General features: G+C 68.8%; 16 protein-coding genes and 1 other annotated feature. All 16 genes read right to left on the bottom strand.

Annotated features, from left to right (window positions below):
* A complete protein-coding gene (locus RNZ50_15620) occupies positions 1 to 2,844 on the bottom strand; it encodes a phage tail protein (GenBank protein ID MDT8856422.1) in 2,844 nt (947 codons plus the stop codon).
* On the bottom strand, positions 2,841 to 3,230 hold the full coding sequence (locus RNZ50_15625) for a hypothetical protein (protein MDT8856423.1): 390 nt from the start codon (positions 3,228 to 3,230) through the stop codon (positions 2,841 to 2,843). Before RNZ50_15625 ends, RNZ50_15620 begins: the two co-directional genes overlap by 4 nt.
* Positions 3,227 to 3,754, bottom strand: coding sequence for a DUF1833 family protein (locus RNZ50_15630; GenBank protein MDT8856424.1), 528 nt, complete (start codon positions 3,752 to 3,754; stop codon positions 3,227 to 3,229). The genes RNZ50_15625 and RNZ50_15630 overlap by 4 nt, the downstream gene beginning before the upstream one ends.
* A complete protein-coding gene (locus RNZ50_15635) occupies positions 3,747 to 4,034 on the bottom strand; it encodes a hypothetical protein (GenBank protein ID MDT8856425.1) in 288 nt (95 codons plus the stop codon). Before RNZ50_15635 ends, RNZ50_15630 begins: the two co-directional genes overlap by 8 nt.
* Entirely contained in the window at positions 4,027 to 4,932 is a 906-nt protein-coding gene (locus RNZ50_15640) for a hypothetical protein (protein ID MDT8856426.1), read from the bottom strand. The genes RNZ50_15635 and RNZ50_15640 overlap by 8 nt, the downstream gene beginning before the upstream one ends.
* The gene (locus RNZ50_15645; GenBank protein MDT8856427.1) at positions 4,932 to 7,616 is read right to left on the bottom strand and encodes a phage tail length tape measure family protein; all 2,685 of its coding nucleotides are present in this window, start codon (positions 7,614 to 7,616) and stop codon (positions 4,932 to 4,934) included. The genes RNZ50_15640 and RNZ50_15645 overlap by 1 nt, the downstream gene beginning before the upstream one ends.
* A gap of 10 nt (positions 7,617 to 7,626) precedes the next feature.
* Positions 7,627 to 7,890, bottom strand: coding sequence for a hypothetical protein (locus RNZ50_15650; GenBank protein MDT8856428.1), 264 nt, complete (start codon positions 7,888 to 7,890; stop codon positions 7,627 to 7,629).
* On the bottom strand, positions 7,821 to 8,264 hold the full coding sequence (locus RNZ50_15655) for a hypothetical protein (GenBank protein MDT8856429.1): 444 nt from the start codon (positions 8,262 to 8,264) through the stop codon (positions 7,821 to 7,823). The genes RNZ50_15650 and RNZ50_15655 overlap by 70 nt, the downstream gene beginning before the upstream one ends.
* Positions 8,265 to 8,269: 5 nt before the next feature.
* Positions 8,270 to 9,235 (bottom strand): phage tail tube protein, encoded by a 966-nt coding sequence (locus RNZ50_15660; GenBank protein MDT8856430.1) that lies wholly within the window; start codon positions 9,233 to 9,235, stop codon positions 8,270 to 8,272.
* A 166-nt stretch (positions 9,236 to 9,401) separates the two neighbouring features.
* A complete protein-coding gene (locus tag RNZ50_15665) occupies positions 9,402 to 9,839 on the bottom strand; it encodes a hypothetical protein (GenBank protein MDT8856431.1) in 438 nt (145 codons plus the stop codon).
* The gene (locus tag RNZ50_15670; GenBank protein MDT8856432.1) at positions 9,839 to 10,159 is read right to left on the bottom strand and encodes a DUF1320 domain-containing protein; all 321 of its coding nucleotides are present in this window, start codon (positions 10,157 to 10,159) and stop codon (positions 9,839 to 9,841) included. The genes RNZ50_15665 and RNZ50_15670 overlap by 1 nt, the downstream gene beginning before the upstream one ends.
* Before the next feature lie 202 nt (positions 10,160 to 10,361).
* Positions 10,362 to 11,177 (bottom strand): IS21-like element helper ATPase IstB, encoded by an 816-nt coding sequence (istB, locus tag RNZ50_15675; protein ID MDT8856433.1) that lies wholly within the window; start codon positions 11,175 to 11,177, stop codon positions 10,362 to 10,364.
* The gene (gene istA / locus RNZ50_15680) at positions 11,174 to 12,682 is read right to left on the bottom strand and encodes an IS21 family transposase (protein ID MDT8856434.1); all 1,509 of its coding nucleotides are present in this window, start codon (positions 12,680 to 12,682) and stop codon (positions 11,174 to 11,176) included. The genes istB and istA overlap by 4 nt, the downstream gene beginning before the upstream one ends.
* A gap of 120 nt (positions 12,683 to 12,802) precedes the next feature.
* Positions 12,803 to 14,040 (bottom strand): IS3 family transposase gene (locus RNZ50_15685; GenBank protein MDT8856435.1). Its coding sequence is split into 2 segments (ribosomal slippage): positions 12,803 to 13,737 and positions 13,737 to 14,040, totalling 1,239 coding nucleotides; the frame shifts between segments, so codons are not numbered across the junction.
* Positions 13,628 to 13,744 (bottom strand) — a sequence feature (AL1L pseudoknot). It overlaps the preceding gene by 117 nt.
* Positions 13,994 to 14,662 (bottom strand): phage protease, encoded by a 669-nt coding sequence (locus RNZ50_15690; GenBank protein MDT8856436.1) that lies wholly within the window; start codon positions 14,660 to 14,662, stop codon positions 13,994 to 13,996. The genes RNZ50_15685 and RNZ50_15690 overlap by 47 nt, the downstream gene beginning before the upstream one ends.
* A gap of 122 nt (positions 14,663 to 14,784) precedes the next feature.
* Positions 14,785 to 15,276, bottom strand: a complete 492-nt coding sequence (locus RNZ50_15695) for a phage virion morphogenesis protein (protein ID MDT8856437.1) — start codon at positions 15,274 to 15,276, stop codon at positions 14,785 to 14,787.
* Between the last annotated feature and the right edge of the window lie 26 nt (positions 15,277 to 15,302).

The following is a 15,302-nucleotide window of genomic DNA, read 5'->3' on the forward strand; positions in this document are numbered from 1 at the left end:
TCAGGCGCTCCACATCGGGTTCGGGTCGGTCGTCCACATCAAGGTCGGGTCGGAAATCCACATCTGCGCGATCAGGCTGCCGACCGCGCTGGCCACCCACGGCCCCGCCGCCAGCCCGACCCCGCGCACCCGGATCAGGGTGCGGGTGGTGTAGAGGAGCGCCACCACATGGTGTGCTGCACTGGTGTCGGCGGTGCGGGTCCAACTGACGGTCGGGTCGGCCACGTTGTCGCCCTCGGCCATCTCGATCTGATAGACCTCGGCCCCGGCCGCCGGTTGCCAGGCGATGAAGGCCCGCGTCGGATCGCCCGCCACCCGGCGCGCGATCAGGCCGCGCAGCACCGGCTGCACCACGCGGCGCGGCAGGCTGCTGATGCGCAGCGGCGGCGCGGTCTGGCCGGTCTCGGCGGTGTGGACCGAGGGGTCTTCGATAACCGCCTCGATCTCGACCTCGTAAAGCCCGCGCGGGCGGACCGAAGCCACCTTTGCCAGCGCCGCCCAGGTCTGGCCCGCGCCGAACACCACATGGCTGCGCTCGCGATCCGACCCGGTGTAGGGCGCCCTGTCGGGGGCCTCGGCCAGGATCACGCTGCGGGCATCCGGCCCCGGCGTCACCTGCCACGGCCCGCTGACCCCGCCGCCCTTGGTGCGCAGCCCGATGTAATGCGCGCCCGGCCCGAAGCTCACCGGCTCGGACAGCACCAGCTTGCGGCTGCCCGCATCCCAGGCCACCGCCTCGGCCTGCGCGCCCCAGCCCGGGGTGTCGTGCTGCAGCGCGATCAGGTCGCCCAGCGAGGGGATGAAGCCCTCCATCTCGGTCGCAAACCGCGCGATCCGGCGGCGGTAGCGGTTGGCGGCGGCGTGGTAGAGCCCTTCGCGCAGCACCTGCGCCCGGTCGGTGACGCCGAACAGGTCCATCTTCGCCGGGGTGGTGCCGGCACTGCCCGGCAGGCGGGCGGTGACCCGGCGCGGCGACCAGCTCACCTGGTCGAAATAGCTGACCGACAGCGCGTCGGCGGTCTGCTCTGACGGCAGCAGGTAATCGACCGAGAATGACCCGCGCTTGATGTTGCGCATCGAATAGAGCGCCACCGGCAGGCTGGCCGGGCCGTCGCGCACCACCCGCAGCATGCCGCCCTGCATGAAGATCCGCGCCCGCCCGGCGGCGGCGATCTTTGACACCGCCTCCCACCAGCTGCCCGCCTGGTCAAACCGGGCGTTGAAGCTGTCGCCCCGTGCGCCCCAAAGCGCATCGAGCGCCAGCAGGGCGGCAAGGTCCAGCCGGGTGTCGGGCAGCCCCGCGCCGTAATCGGCATTGCGGGCGGCGTCGGCAATCGCCCAGGCGATGCTGCGCGAGGCGACCGGCGCCGACCAGGCGGTGCCGTTCCAGACCGGGATCTTGCGGGTCGCCAGCACCCCGATCCGCCGCGAGGCCTGCTGCGACAGGTTGTTGGTCGCCCGCATCCTGAGCGCGATCAGCGTCACCGGCCCGAAGTCCTGCGTCTCGCGCAGGTAGGCGCGCAGGCCCGACCACATCACCTGATGCCCCTCGTTCGAGGTGGCCGACTTCACGTCGCGCCGAAATGCCCGCACCCGGTAGCGCCCCGGGGTGGGCAGCGTGTAACGCAGCGTCTTGCCCAGCGGCGTGGCCGAACGGTCGGTGATGGTCGGCAGTCCGAGCGTGATCCATGGCCCGACCGGGTCGCCGTTGCCGTCGACCTGCCGGGCCTGAAAGTTCAGATCGACCGACATGTCGGCCAGGCCGCTGGAGCTGGTGGAGTAGAGCCCGAGCGGGAACACGAGGTCGATCGACAGCCTGCGCGCCATGCTGTCGACGTCCGAGGCGACGAAGCCTTCGATCCCGCCCGCCACGCCCGAGATGTGGGTGTCGCCGCTGCCCGAACCGGCCGCGGCTACGACCGTGAACGTGTCCACCGTCGGCACGGTGGCGATGGCATAGATCATGGACGGCGCCCCGCCGCTGGTGACCTCCAGCCGCACCGCCTGCCCCACCGCCCGGCCATGCGCGGTTTCCGTAACGGTGATCACGGTGCCGGAGCGGGCGTAGCTGCCCGAGGTGCGCCCCGCCAGTTCCTGCCCCGAAACCTCGACCGAGGTCACCACCGAGGTCGGGAACAGCGTGACCTGCGCGCCCGGCGGCACGATCTCGGTCTCGATCTCGGCGAAGGCGGATATCGGGGTGTCCTCGATCCGGATCTCCTCGATGTCGAACTCCCCGACCCCGAGGCAGAGGAGCTGGTAGAGATACTGCTCGTTGTCGGCATATTCGGCATAGGGCTGGGCGGCAAAATCCGGCCAGGCCAGCAGGCGGCCGTATTGCACCGGAATCGCCTGTTCGATGCGGGCAAGGTTGCCCTGCGCCCCGATGGTATAGGTCGGCGACGGCCCCGCGATGGTCGGCGGTTTCGGCATCGGCAGCAGCGCGTTGACCACCGCCTGCCCGACCATCATGATGCCCATCGTGGTCGCCTGACCAAGCAGGGTGGTGCCGACAAGCGCAGTCGTGGTGCCGAGCAGGGTTGCCGCCGCCCAGGGCGCAAACGCCATCATCGCCAGACTCAGGATCATCCGCAGCGGGTTGCTGCCGCCACCGCCGCCATCGCTGGGCCCGCGCGGCAGCACGCAGAACATCAGCCGGTCCCCGCTGCGCAGCCGCCGCCGCCAGCCCGCGCGCAGCAGCGGCCGCCCGTTCAGCAGCGCAAGCACCGGCCTGCCCCCGGCCGGGGCCAGCGTGCGGATCCGCACCGGGCGGCGCAGCTCGCGGGCCTCGCGGCTGCCGAGCGGATCGAACGGGTTCGTGACCGTGATGCAATGCGCCCTCATCCCGCCACCCGCCGGTAATAGCCCGCGACCCGGTAGCCCATCGCCGCCAGCGCCCCCAGGGGTGTGAAGATCCCGCCCGAGCCTTCCACCGAATGCAGCACGCCCGGCCCCTCCGGCGGGGTGATCCAGACGCCGACATGGCAGGGGTGCGCCCCCTTGGCCATCAGCACCGCATCCCCCTCCATCGGCACCGCCACCGCAGCCCAGGCCGCGCGCTCGGGGCTGCCATCCAGCATCCGTCGCGTGGCGCGGGCATTGGCCCCGTCGATCGGCACCAGCGGCACCCGCACGCCGTATTGCTCGCGCCAGATCCGCGCCGCGAAATGCCAGCAGGTCTCGGCCCGCGTCCATTCCGCCCCGATGTATTCGGCCGCCCAATGCGTCATGGCTGCAACCCCGGGAAGGTTTCCAGATCATAGTCCAGCTTTGGAAACCTCAGGTTCAGCAGGTTCGGAAACCCGGCCGTGCCGCGGATGCGGAACGGCGTGGCGCTGACCGTGATCAGCGTCATCTCCAGCGGCGGGTCGGTCTCGGGGCCGTCGTCCAGCGTGTCGGACAGGTAGGCGCGGTAGATCACGCTGATCGGCTCGGGCCGACTGACCGCCAGATCGATCTGCGCCAGGATGTCCCGCCCGACATTGTCGATCTCGATCACGCATTGCGGCGTGCCGGTCGCAGTCTGGTCGGGCGGCACGATGTCGAAGGCATAGGCGACAAAGGTCGCGACCGCGCCCGCATCCCGCGCCGCCCCGGCCTCGATCCGCGCATCAAGGGCGGCAAAGTCCCGCACCACCCGGATCGGCGCCGTGAACGCCGGGTGCCAAAGCTCCAGCGTGTGGTAGATCACCTGATCCACCGGCGCCGAGGCATAGGCTTCGGCAAGGGCGGCCGACAGCGCGGGATCAGGCATGGCGCACGATCCTCCGGATCAGGGTGGCGATGAAGGACCGGCGCCAGGCGCTGCCGAAACGGCTGGCAGGGACGGTGGCCAGCGGTGTGGGGTGCGTCCGCCGGATCGCCTCTGCCATCCGCTCCTCGACAGCAGTCTGGACGGCCGCAAGATCCCCCGGGGGCACGCCCGCGTCGTCGCCGACGGTGATGTCGATCAGCCGCTGCCCTTCGCGGAAGCTTTCGGTGACGTGCAGCCGCAGTCCCGGCGCGCAGGTGATGTTGACGGTGACTTCAGCCATTGCGCACCTCCATCGACGCCGAGACGTCCCAGTTCAGCCCGGCCCCGGCGGTGGCCTTGAACGGCCCCTTGAACCGCGCATCCACAAAGCGGAAGCCGCCGCCGACCGCGACCGGCATGATCACCCAGGCGGCCCCGCCCGCAGCACCAAGCGCGTTGCCCGCGGCATCGGTCCGCACGAATAGGTCAAAGCCGGTCACCACGCGGGCCTGCATCTCGCAGACCGCCAGAGCCGCGCTGCCCGCGCCGACATAGCTGAGTGTGGCCGCATCCTGCAGCGCCGCGATGCGCAGGACCGGATCGGACGCCCCGGCCCCGGCCGGTGCCAGAATGGTCACCCGCCACCAGCCGTTGCCGCGATCCTCGACGGTGCAGCCGGTCAGCCCCGACTGGCCGCCGATCGCACCCGTGGCGAGGTTGACGCCGGCCCAGCACAGCGTGCCGCTGCGGTCCAGCAGCCCCAGCCGCACCTGCGACCGGCCCGCCGCCCGCATCGTGGCCCGGCCAAGGATCGTGCTGCCATCCAGCGCGCCCGGGTCCAGCGCGCGCTGGGCCCGGTGCTGGCCGGTGCTGCCATCCTCGACGATCCGGTCGGCCAGTGCGTCATCCGGGCCGACCAGCGCATCGGCCGTGACCGTGGCCCCGGTCAGCGCCCAGCCGGTCAGGCTGTCGCTGTCGCCCGCGAGGCTCCACGCCTCGTCGCCCCACCAGGCGCGGAACGCCGCCATCTCGGCATCGGTGAAGATGAACTGCACATCGACATGGTCATTGCGGGCGAAGGTCACGCGGCGCACGCGCGGCGCGCCGGTCTCCATGTCGGTGCGGCGCGCCTGATCCACCGGCGACAGGCCGAAGCCGGGCATCGACGGGGTCGGCAGGGTGTCGGGCCAGCGGCGCATCACGACCCCTGCCGCGACAGGCCGAACGACCCGGCAATCGCGCCGTTCAGCGGCCCGACCCCGCGCCCGACGTTCGAGGCCAGCATCCCCTCGACCTGTTCCACGATGATATCGATCATCCGGTCATTGCCCTCCATGCGTTCGGTGGATTGCGCCCGGGTGCCGGGCGGCGTCTGGATGTTGACGATCACGTCGCCCCCACCCGCCCGGCCGCCACGCGACAGTCCCGGTAAACCGCCCGTCGTCTCGCCGCCCGCGTCCTCGCCCAGAAGGCTGCCGTCGCCGCCGACCACCCCGCCCCGGGCAAAGGCGATCGGGGCGCGGTCCAGCAGGGGCGAGCGCATCTTCGGCAGCCCCACCCCCAGCGCGCCCGAGGCCGCGCGCTGCAACGGCAGCAGCACCTCGCCCGCAGGCCCCATCGCCCGCACGCCAAGCCCCTGCGGCCCGCGCCGCAGCGGGATGATCGCCTCCGGCCCCGCCTCGCCCATCACGCCGGTGCGCCCGCCCGACATCGCGAAGGGTGTCGGCCGGTCGACCACCGTGTCGGCATGTGCCGCAAGGCCGGGGGCATCGGGCACGCCGCCGACGGCAAACGGCATGGGCAGCCCGAAGCTTCCGGTACCGGATGACGCGGGGCTGCCGGTCAGCGCCCCGAAAATGCCATCGAACAGCGGCGCAATGAAGCTCGTGGTCAGCTTGTCGGCGAACATCGTGGCCAGCTTCTGCTGCACGAAAGAGGCGAAGTCGCCGAACGCCGCCTTGCCGGATTTCGTGCCCGCCAGGAAGGCCGCGAAGGGCGACTTGAAGCCCTCGGCCATGGTCTGGCCCAGCGACGTGCCCGCCGCGCCGATCTCCTTGACCAGCCCGCCCGCCATGGCGCGCATCTCTTCCATCGCCTTCCCTGCGGCGGGCGCGACCTTCTCGACCTGCGGGATCAACTCGGCGATCGCGCCTGCGGCCTTGCGCTTGGCGGCCCCGATCGCTTCGGCCCCCTCGGCCGTCGTCATCAGCCCGAGCCTGACCTTCTCGTTGATCGCCGCCACCGCCAGATCCAGCTCGGCCAGCGCCGCCTTCGCCTCGGCCTGCAACGAGGCAAGGCTCTCCCGCGCCGCCCCCGCGCCGCCACCGCCGGATGCCTTCGGCGGCGTGATGTGAAACGTGTTGTCCTCGGGGTTCGGCGTGCGGGCGTTCATGAAGTCCCGGGGGTCGCCGCCCCGGCCGCTGTAAACCTTGGCGTCGGCGGCGTTGCCCTGGCTGATCGCCCGCAGTCTCGCCTCGCCCGCCGCCGCATCGCGCACCTTGCCCCACCAGCCCGCCGCGTCCCGCAGCAGGGCGCCAAGCCGCGAGGCCGGACCCAGGGCCTCGGCAATGCCCGCCGCGATGTTGACCCCGGCCAGCCCCTCGGCCGCGCCGAAAGCCCGCAGGATCTCGGTCTTCAGACCCTCGCTGACCCCCAGCGCCTCGACCTTCGCCTCCAGAACCTCGCGTTCCGCGCGAAGCTGCTCGCGCGCCACGACGGCGCTGTCCTTGCCGTGGATGGCGATCAGGCGGCGCACTTCGGCCTGCTGCTCCAGACTGGCCAGCAGCGCATTCGCGTCGCCGATGTTCTGGCCCTGGTCGATCAGCCTGGCCAGCCCGGCCTGCGCCTGGGCGATGTAGGGGTCGATGAAGTCGGCCTTGAACGCCCGTTCCCGCGCGCCCTGGAACCGCTGGAGCCCGAGGATCATCGCGTCGAGCTTGGAGAGGTACGCCTGTTCATCCGGCGAGATGCCGCCGGATGCTTCCGCGATGGCTCGCATCTTCAGCCGCAATTCCTCGGCCGCCGCGATCTGCGCATGGAGCGAGTCCGCGGCTTCCAGATCGTCCATCGCGCCGATCAGGCGGTTCACTTCTGCCCAGACCCCGGCCACCTGGGTGTCGAGATCGAAGAGGTCGGCCACCGCGCTCTGGTCGCTGAAGGTCAGCCAGCCGCCATCCGTCAGTTCCGCCGACAGCGCAGCCGCCGCCGCCCGGCTGTCCTCCACCACGCGCTGCGCTTCCACCGCCTGCATGGCGCGCAGCAGCTCGCGGGCTTTCGCGGCCTGGGTGCCGAACTCGGCCGACATGTCGGCGGTGGGTGCCCGGGCACGCTCGGTCGCCTTGGCATAGGCATCGACGCCCTTTTCCAGACGCTCCAGCGCATCCTCCAGCGAGACCGCCTCTTCCCCCGCGCCCATCAGCCACTGGATCATTGCGGCCCCGGCGGCGATCCCGCCGATGGTGACCAGGCTTACCGGGTTCAGCATGCCCATGAAGGCCGCCCCCAGCGCCTTGACCGCCCCGGCCGCCCCCATCGGGCCGATCACCTGGCTGATCTGCATCCCCTGCTGCATTGCCAGCATCAGGGGGTTTTGCCCCGCGGCCAGCATGACGGCGATGTCGTTGAACTGGTACCCGAGGTTGGCGACCTGCGACCCGGCCAGCGTCGACGCCCTGCCGATGCCCGTGATATCGGTCTGCAGGGCTCGCACCGCCGGAGTCACCTTCGTCACGTCCGACAGCGCCGGTGCCAGCCCGCCCGCCTCGCCCGTCGCCTCCACGGCCGCGGCGCCAAGCGCGCGGACCCCGGCGCTGGTCTCCTTCAGCGCGGCGCGGGCCTGGTCGGCCTCCACCATCAGTTTCATCGAAGCGGCAAAGGCGTTCATCGGTCATCCCTCAAAGACAGTGCAGCGCACCGTCGTGATCCGTCCGGCCGGGGTCGGCCGTGGCGGGGCTGCGGCGGTCGAGCCAGGCCCGCACCTCTGCCGGGCTGCCCGCCGTGGCGACGCGGATCGCCGACAGCAGCCGGGCATCCTCGGCCCGCTCGATACGGGCGTGGCCCGCCGCCAGCGCCGCCAGTTGCGCCAGTGTCAGATCAAGGCATTCGGCGAGGCTGTGTCCGCTGCGGACGAGTCCGGCGAAGGCGGTGCCCCACTCCATTCCAGCATCCGCGCGGCCATGCCTGCGCCCATCTCGCGGGTGACGGGCAGCAGGCGGTGCGCGAAAAAATCGAGGTTGACCTCGAACACCGCCGCCGCAAGGCGCACCATGTCGTCGGGATAAAGCTCGTCGAGCCAGTCGCGGTCAGTCCCGGTGGCGATCGCCACTGCCTCGCAGACCGAAGGGCCATGCGCCGTGATAGCACCCATGTAGTCCGAGGTGACGATCAGCGCCATGAAGGGCTCGGCCGCCCGCGCGAAGCCCGGCAGCTGCCGCATCTTCAGCGGCAGGACGGTGATGGTGCGCCCGGCCACGGCGACCTCGCGCGGGATCGGCGCGAAGACCTCGAGCGTGTCGGTTGCGGTTCCTGCCATGCCCGTCACCGCGCCACGATCATGAATTCGGGGTTGCCCGACACGCTGGGCAGCGCGCGCAGGTCGGTCTGGATCAGGACGGAGCCGTCATCGTCGATCGCCTGCGGGTTGGTGCGCTGCACGCGCCCGGCATGCACCGTGATCAGGTTGCCCGCGCCGACCCCGTGGGTGAACGACATCGCCGCCAGCGTGTTGGCATTGATGGCATCGCGCCAGATGATCTCGTCGGCCGCCGAAAGCTCGACCGCCATCTTGCCGGTCACCGAGCGGTCGGTGATCGCGATCCGCTCGCCGCGCAGCATTTTGCGGTGCGCCAGCTTGTTGCCGATGTCCCAGGAGATGCCCTTGGACGCAAGAAAGGCCCCGCCCGACACGACGCCGCCGGTAACCGAGGCCCCCAGCCAGATATCGCCGGAGTTCGCGTCGGTCACCACCTGCGGCTGGATGAAGGCGGCAAGGTTGATGGCGGGGATCGAGGCGGCAAGGGCCTGGGCGTCGAAGGCCCAGAACTCGAACTCGGCGGTCGGGATGGCATAGGCATCGAGGGTGAGCTTCACCGTCCCGCGCCCGCCCTTGGCCAGATAGCGCACGCCGTCGCGGAAGAACCGGAAGGTCATGCCCTCGAAGCCGTCATTCACCGGCGCGTAGGTGACCGAGGCTCCCGCCACGATGGTTTCGGAAAAGCCGCAGGCGCGCAGCAGCTTGCCCCAGGCGGGCGGGGTGCCCGCTGCGCCGGACCCGGCAAGCTCCACCTTGAAGGTCAGCTTGGCGCGCCGGGTCGCGGGCAGCTCTTCCGAATTGCCCATCCAGGGCATCACCAGATTGCGCGGCACGTTGTCCGCCTCGATCAGGAACTGCGGCGGATCGACCAGCAGGATCGCGTCACTCTCGCCGAAGATGGTCACAGGCGTGCCGTAGGGGGCCTCGAGCCTGCACAGCAGGGCAGAGCGGCGGGTGTAGCGTTCAGACATCACAGGGCCTCCTTCGGGTCGGTTTCAACAGGGGGTTCAACCGGGGTTGAAGGTGGCATGAGCCGCGTCAGCACGCCGGTCACGGGATCGAGCAGCCAGCTGCCCCCCGAGGTCGGCACGGGATGCGGGACCGGCGACACGGGCGCCGCCTTTGTCTGGGGGGATTTCATGATGGGGTGATCCTCAGCTGATCGGCGATGGAAAAGGTGATCTCGTAGGCAAAGACGCCGTCGGTGGAGCGAAGGAGTGCGGCCCGGCGGAACACCACCACCCCGACCCGGCCGCCCAGCTCCCACCCGGCCAGCGCCTGGACGATGTCCTCGATCAGCCCGTCGAGCCGCGCCAGCGCCCGGGCGCCCGAGGCATCCTGCGTGCGCAGCGTCAGGATCACCGCGAACAGCCGGTCGATCGACTGGACGTAGGCCCCGGTCTGCGTCAGGTGCTTGCCACCCGCGATGCCGGTCGGGATGACATGGGCGGCGGGTGTCACCTGCGGCGCCTTGCCGGTCGCGGTCAGCGCCGCGAACTCGGCCGCACCCGCGACCCGGTTGCCCAGATCCGCCACCCGGGCCTTCAGCCGCGCGATGATCACATCGGCGTCCATCAGATGAAGCCCTTCATGTTCTCGGCGGTGAAGGGACGCTCGCGGTCGGTCATCCGGGCGCCGGTGCCCCCGGCCCCGGCAGGGGCAACGCCCGCGACCGAAAGCCGGACGGTGCCCTTGCCGATGGCGTCGAGCGTCTTCATCGCCTGGCGGTAATCCTCGGCGATCTTGTCGTTCGGGGTGCCGATGTGCAGGTTCCAGATCGCCACCTGAGCCGCGAGCATCGCGACCAGCCCCGGCACTTCGGCCAGGGGCAGGACGTAGCGCGCTTCGAGATAGAGGTTGATCAGCTCGTCCGCATCCGCCAGGGCGCGCGCCACCACTGAACCGCCCCGGGTTTACCGGAGGGTGGTTTGTTCAATGACTACGCGACCATATCGAGTGAGTTCAGGTTTGCATAGAACGCCTCCTCTGCTTCTGCGGGTGGGATGTATGTAGCGCGTCAACCAGCATGTCCGTGACCGTCAACCACGTTGGCCGGTTTTAGGCCGCTGGGTTGGCGTATCTGGAATTGTTTTTCGCTCAGCCTTCTCCTTTGTCCTTGTTGTCGGCGATGGTTGTCGTTGGCGGTCTGCTCAGCGCCTCTTTGTTGGAGGCGGCCGCGCGCTGGCGGAAGCTTTCGGCATTCATCTCCAGGATCGCTGCGTGATGAACCAGCCGGTCGATGGCCGCGACGGTCATCGCCTTGTCCGGGAAGATCTGGTCCCAGCCGCTGAAGGGCTGGTTGGCGGCGATGGCGATGCTGCGGCATTCGTAGCGCCGGGCGATCAGCTCGAAGAGCACGCCTGTCTCGGCCTGATCCTTGTGGGCGTAGGTGATGTCGTCGAGGATGATCAGGTCGAACTTGTCGAGCTTGGCGAGCGCGGCTTCGAGCACCAGATCGCGGCGGGCGGCCTGAAGTCGCTGCACCAGATCGCTGGTGCGGGTATAGAACACGCGGTGTCCCCGCTCGATCAGGGCATGGCCTATCGCGCAGAGAATGTGCGTTTTGCCCGTGCCGGAATTGCCGATGGCGATCAGGTTGCCGCCGCCCTCCAGCCAGTCGCCGGCCGCCAGAGCTTCCACCCGGGCACGCGGCAGGGTTGGCAGCGCCTTGAAGTCGAAGGTCGCCAGCGTCTTGCCAGCCGGTAGCTGTGCCTCGTTCATGTGGCGCTGAATGCGGCGCATGTCGCGCTCGGCCAGTTCGTATTCCGCGAGGACAGCCAGAAAGCGGGCGGCGGGCCAGCCTTCGGTGTCGGCACGGGTGGCGATGTCGGCCCAAAGCTTGTGGAAGCTGGGCAGGCGCAGCGCGGTCAGCATGCCGGGCAGCGTGTGGATGTCGATCTCGCGGGAGGTCATGCGCAGGCTCCCAGAAGGGCATCGAAGCTGTCGAGCGAGGGATGGGCGACGGCAACATCTCTCGGCAGCGCCGTTTGCCGCGGGTTCAAGCAGGATGCCAGAGGTCCGGGATCGGGCACCCGGCCCGCGTCCAATTCTGCTGCCAGCAGATGCGCCAGCTCCGCCTCGCAGGCCTGGTCGTGGGCGATGAACAGCAGGTCGACCATGCGGCGGCAGGCGTCGCGGCGGGGCAGATCGCGCTGCAGCACCTGCCAGGCTGCAGCGTATTCGGTCCGCGGGAACAGGCTGTCGCGGTAGATCGAACTCCACAGGGCTTGCGGTTTGCGCCGCAGGGCATGGATGACGTGATGGTAGTTGATGACATGCACGCGATGGCCGTCGCCGCGACCACGCGCCCTTGTATGGCTGACGACCAGGGTGCTGCCGAGAAAGGCCTCAAGGCGATCGTCGTAAAGGTGGACCCGCAAGCGCTGCCCGATCAGCTGCGACGGGGCGCTGTAGAAGATGCTCTTGACCAGAAAGCCGCTGGTGCGGGTGACGGGCACCACGATCTCGGTGAAGTCGGTGGTGCGCCGGCGCGGCAGGGGCTTCAGATGCGCCCGTTCCACCTGCGTGGCCGCCGCCCGCTGCCGGTTGCGCCGTGCCACCAGAATGTCGATGAAGCGGCGGTAGTCCTCGATGCTGGCGAAGTCGCGGCTGCCGCGCAGGATCAGCGCCTGTTCGATGGCCTTCTTCAGGTGCCGGTTCTGGGATTCCACCGCGCCGTTCTCATGAGCTTCCCCGCGGTTGTTGCGACTGGCCTCCATGCCGTAATGGCCGACGAAGGCATTGTAGCGCGTGGTGATATCCTGGCGCTGGTCAGCCGTCAGGTTGCGGAAAGCGGCCGAGAGGCTGTCGGTGCGATGCTCCTGTGGTGCCCCGCCGAGCGACCAGAGCGCCTGCTGCAGGTTCTCGGCCAGGGCCGTGAAGCTCTCCCCGCCCAGGACCACCCCGACATGCTCCCACCGGCTGTAGACCATGACGAAGTGGTAGAGCAGATGCGGGAATAGCTGGCCCGCGATCGTCACCTCCAGCTCCTCGGCATGAGTGAAGTCGGACTGGGCCATGCGGCCCGGCTCCGGCGTCTGGCGGAAGATGATGTCGCGCTCGGGCCCGTTCAACGCCCGCCACTGCCGCACCCGCCGTTCCAGGGTGCGCCGGATCCGGTCATCGGGGAAGGCCAGCGGATGCAGGCCCTGAAGGTGGCGCAGCAGGGTGACGGCCTGCAAGGCGCTGTCCCTCTCCAGCAAGGGAAGGATGTCGCCCTCCCAAAAGCCTTCGAGGGGATCGGCCACCGTGCGCCCGTGAACGATCTTGCGGTTCGAGGGCAGCGTCGGATTGGCATCGAACCGTCGGGCCGTGCGCTCACTGAACCCGGCGCGGGCGGCCGACGTGCGCTGACTGTGCTTCTGGAGGTCGGACATGTATAATCTCAATTGCTGGTCGTTGATGGGTTTGTAGGCCAACCCGGATCCTCCGTTTGACGGCAGAGGAACCCGGCTTACCAACCCGCAGCGACCAGCACCTTCCCCGAAATCAATCAGGCCGGTGCGGCTGCCCTCCAGACGGGCATGCCCGTCTTCCGTTCAGCCCCACCGGCCAAGGTGGTTGTCGGCACCGGCCAAGATGGTTGTCGCTGAACAGATGTATCCGATTGGGCCAAGCAGGCGGCGGTTGTTATACCAATCGATCCATTTCAGCGTTTCCCATTCGACCTCGCGCATTGATTTCCAGGGGCCGATCTGGTTGATGACCTCTGTCTTGAACAGGCCGATGACGCATTCAGCCAAGGCGTTGTCATAGGCATCGCCAACTGTTCCAACGGAAAGGTCGATCTCGGCCTTGGCCAGGCGTTCGGTGTATTTGATCGACAGGTATTGTGATCCGCGGTCCGAATGGTGGACCAAGCTCTTGTTATCCGGCGTCTTTCTTTGCCAGATCGCTTGCTCCAGCGCGTCGAGCACAAACTGGGTCTTCATCGATGTCGAGACGCGCCAACCGACAATACGACGTGCAAAGACGTCGATGACGAAGGCCACGTAGACGGTGCCGGACCATGTGGGCACATAGGTGAAATCTGAAACCCACAGCTTGTTCGGCCGATCCGCCATGAACAGCCGGTTCACCTTGTCGTCCGGGCAAGGCAGAGACGTGTCAGGATTGGTCGTGATGACCTTCTTGCCACGGACCACGCCCCTGATGCCCAGATGGCGCATCAATCGTTCCACGGTGCAGCGGGCGGCGTCTTCACCCTGCCGTCGCAAAACATGCCAGATCTTCCGCGCGCCATAGAGCTTGCGGTTGGCATCCCAGGCCGCGTCGATCTTGAGGCTCAGGGCGGCATCCGATTTGGCCCGGGCCGAGGCCCGGTCAGGATCACGCATGATCGCCCGCCGGTCATAAAAGGTGGAAGGGGCAAACTGCAGTGCCCTGCAGATCGGCTCGACCCCGAATGCCTCTCGGCTTTCCTCAATGAAAGCAGTCATTTGCGAAACGGGCGGTCGAGCTCCGCCTGGGCAAAATACGCTGAAGCTTTGCGCAGAATCTCGTTCGCTTGCCGCAGTTCCCGGTTCTCGCGCTCAAGCTCTTTGATCCGCGCGATCTCAGCGCTGGTAGGTCCCGGCCGTTCGCCACCATCGCGCTGGACCTGTCGCATCCAGACGCGAAGGCTGTCCGTCGAACAGCCCAATTTACCTGCAATCGCCGTCAGCGCCGCAGCCTCGCTCTGATAATCATCGCGGTGTTCCATCGCCAGCCGCACCGCACGCTCGCGGAACTCAGGTGAATACGGCTTCGAGGTCTTCTTCTTTGAGGTCTGTTCCATAACGGGCAATTCTCCGAGAGTTTTGCCCTCCGGTAAACCCGGGGCGGTTCACTTCGACTGCGGCGAGGATCTGCTCCTCGGTCGCGCCAGCTTCCAGACCGAGCAGTTCGGCCAGTCGTTGCATCAGGTTCATTGTCGGTTCCTGTTCGAAGTTGAGGGAGGTAAGGCCAATCAGGTTCGGGCGGTTCACGAGGCTCGCGTTGGCGATCCGCAGGATGTTCTTGGCCGCGTCATGGATGATGACGGGCGACAGGCCGCGGTACGCCCGGCCGGTGACCAGCGCCGCGCCTTCGGCATTCCATTCGACGCGGCCCCAGATCCCGTCCTCGCGGGCCTGCATCTCGACGATCCAGCCCATGGCGTCGGCCCGCTCGCCGCGCGGTGCGGCAAGGAAGGTCGCGTGGTTGACGTCGATCTCGAGCCGGTCAGCCTGCGCGAAGCTCGCCGCGATGACCCCGGCAGCCTCGCCCAGGCGGTACGGCCCGCGACTGTCGGCGGTGCGTACCAGGCCATCGGCCGGGGCGGGCAGCAGGTGGATCCAGTCCGGCGCCGACGTCACGTCGGCGGGCAGCGGGATCGCAGCCATCAGGGCGGTGAAGGGGGCGGTGGGGCGTTTGTTCATGCCGACAGAATCACCCGCCTGCCCCAATAAAAAAACCCGCAACGGTGTGCGGGTGGCAGGGCCGGATCAGGGGATTTGCAGGAAAGGACGCGATTGCAGCCTGCCCCTCTCGGCCCTTGCGGTCAATCCCCGCCGGAGGCCGCGCGGTCGAGCCATTCGCCGACGATGTCGATGATCCCGGTCCGGTCCGCGTCGGACAGCCCGAGGAACGGCCGCGCCGGGATGGTGCCCCAGGGGATAGAACCGCCACGCGCCGTCGTCCCGAAGGCACCCTTCGCCGCCCCGAACTGCATCACCGCCGCCTGGATCGCGCTCAAGCCGACCTCGACGAAGTCCGGGCCATAGTCATGCGCGATGTTCGACGACATCGCCCCGGTCAGGTGCAGCACCTTGCCGTAGCTCCAGCGCCGCCGCTGGTAGCGCGCCACCGTCGCGGCCGATCGCGGCGCCCAGGTTGCGCCGTCGGGGGTCTGCTCCGATTCGAACCGCGCCTCTGTGGTTCCGACCAGGAAGTCGCCGATCTCGTTCATGACCGGCGACAGGTCGGCCAACAGCGCTTCCAGACCGGACAGCGCGGCGGTGACCGCCTCATCCTTGAGTTCGATGGTGATCATGGCTATAACCTTCCTTGCTTCCGGGC

The organism is Paracoccaceae bacterium Fryx2 (assembly GCA_032334235.1).
In the GTDB taxonomy this organism is placed as follows: Bacteria; Pseudomonadota; Alphaproteobacteria; order Rhodobacterales; family Rhodobacteraceae; genus JAVSGI01.

Coding starts and splice junctions, on each gene's coding strand:
- RNZ50_15655 (MDT8856429.1), bottom strand. CDS start 8,264: ATGGCAGGAACCGCAACCGACACGCTCGAGGTCTTCGCGCCGATCCCG.
- RNZ50_15695 (MDT8856437.1), bottom strand. CDS start 15,276: ATGATCACCATCGAACTCAAGGATGAGGCGGTCACCGCCGCGCTGTCC.
- RNZ50_15625 (MDT8856423.1), bottom strand. CDS start 3,230: ATGACGCATTGGGCGGCCGAATACATCGGGGCGGAATGGACGCGGGCC.
- RNZ50_15665 (MDT8856431.1), bottom strand. CDS start 9,839: ATGGACGCCGATGTGATCATCGCGCGGCTGAAGGCCCGGGTGGCGGAT.
- RNZ50_15690 (MDT8856436.1), bottom strand. CDS start 14,662: ATGAACAAACGCCCCACCGCCCCCTTCACCGCCCTGATGGCTGCGATC.
- RNZ50_15640 (MDT8856426.1), bottom strand. CDS start 4,932: ATGCGCCGCTGGCCCGACACCCTGCCGACCCCGTCGATGCCCGGCTTC.
- istB (MDT8856433.1), bottom strand. CDS start 11,177: ATGACCTCCCGCGAGATCGACATCCACACGCTGCCCGGCATGCTGACC.
- RNZ50_15635 (MDT8856425.1), bottom strand. CDS start 4,034: ATGGCTGAAGTCACCGTCAACATCACCTGCGCGCCGGGACTGCGGCTG.
- RNZ50_15645 (MDT8856427.1), bottom strand. CDS start 7,616: ATGAACGCCTTTGCCGCTTCGATGAAACTGATGGTGGAGGCCGACCAG.
- RNZ50_15660 (MDT8856430.1), bottom strand. CDS start 9,235: ATGTCTGAACGCTACACCCGCCGCTCTGCCCTGCTGTGCAGGCTCGAG.
- RNZ50_15650 (MDT8856428.1), bottom strand. CDS start 7,890: ATGGAGTGGGGCACCGCCTTCGCCGGACTCGTCCGCAGCGGACACAGC.
- RNZ50_15620 (MDT8856422.1), bottom strand. CDS start 2,844: ATGAGGGCGCATTGCATCACGGTCACGAACCCGTTCGATCCGCTCGGC.
- RNZ50_15630 (MDT8856424.1), bottom strand. CDS start 3,754: ATGCCTGATCCCGCGCTGTCGGCCGCCCTTGCCGAAGCCTATGCCTCG.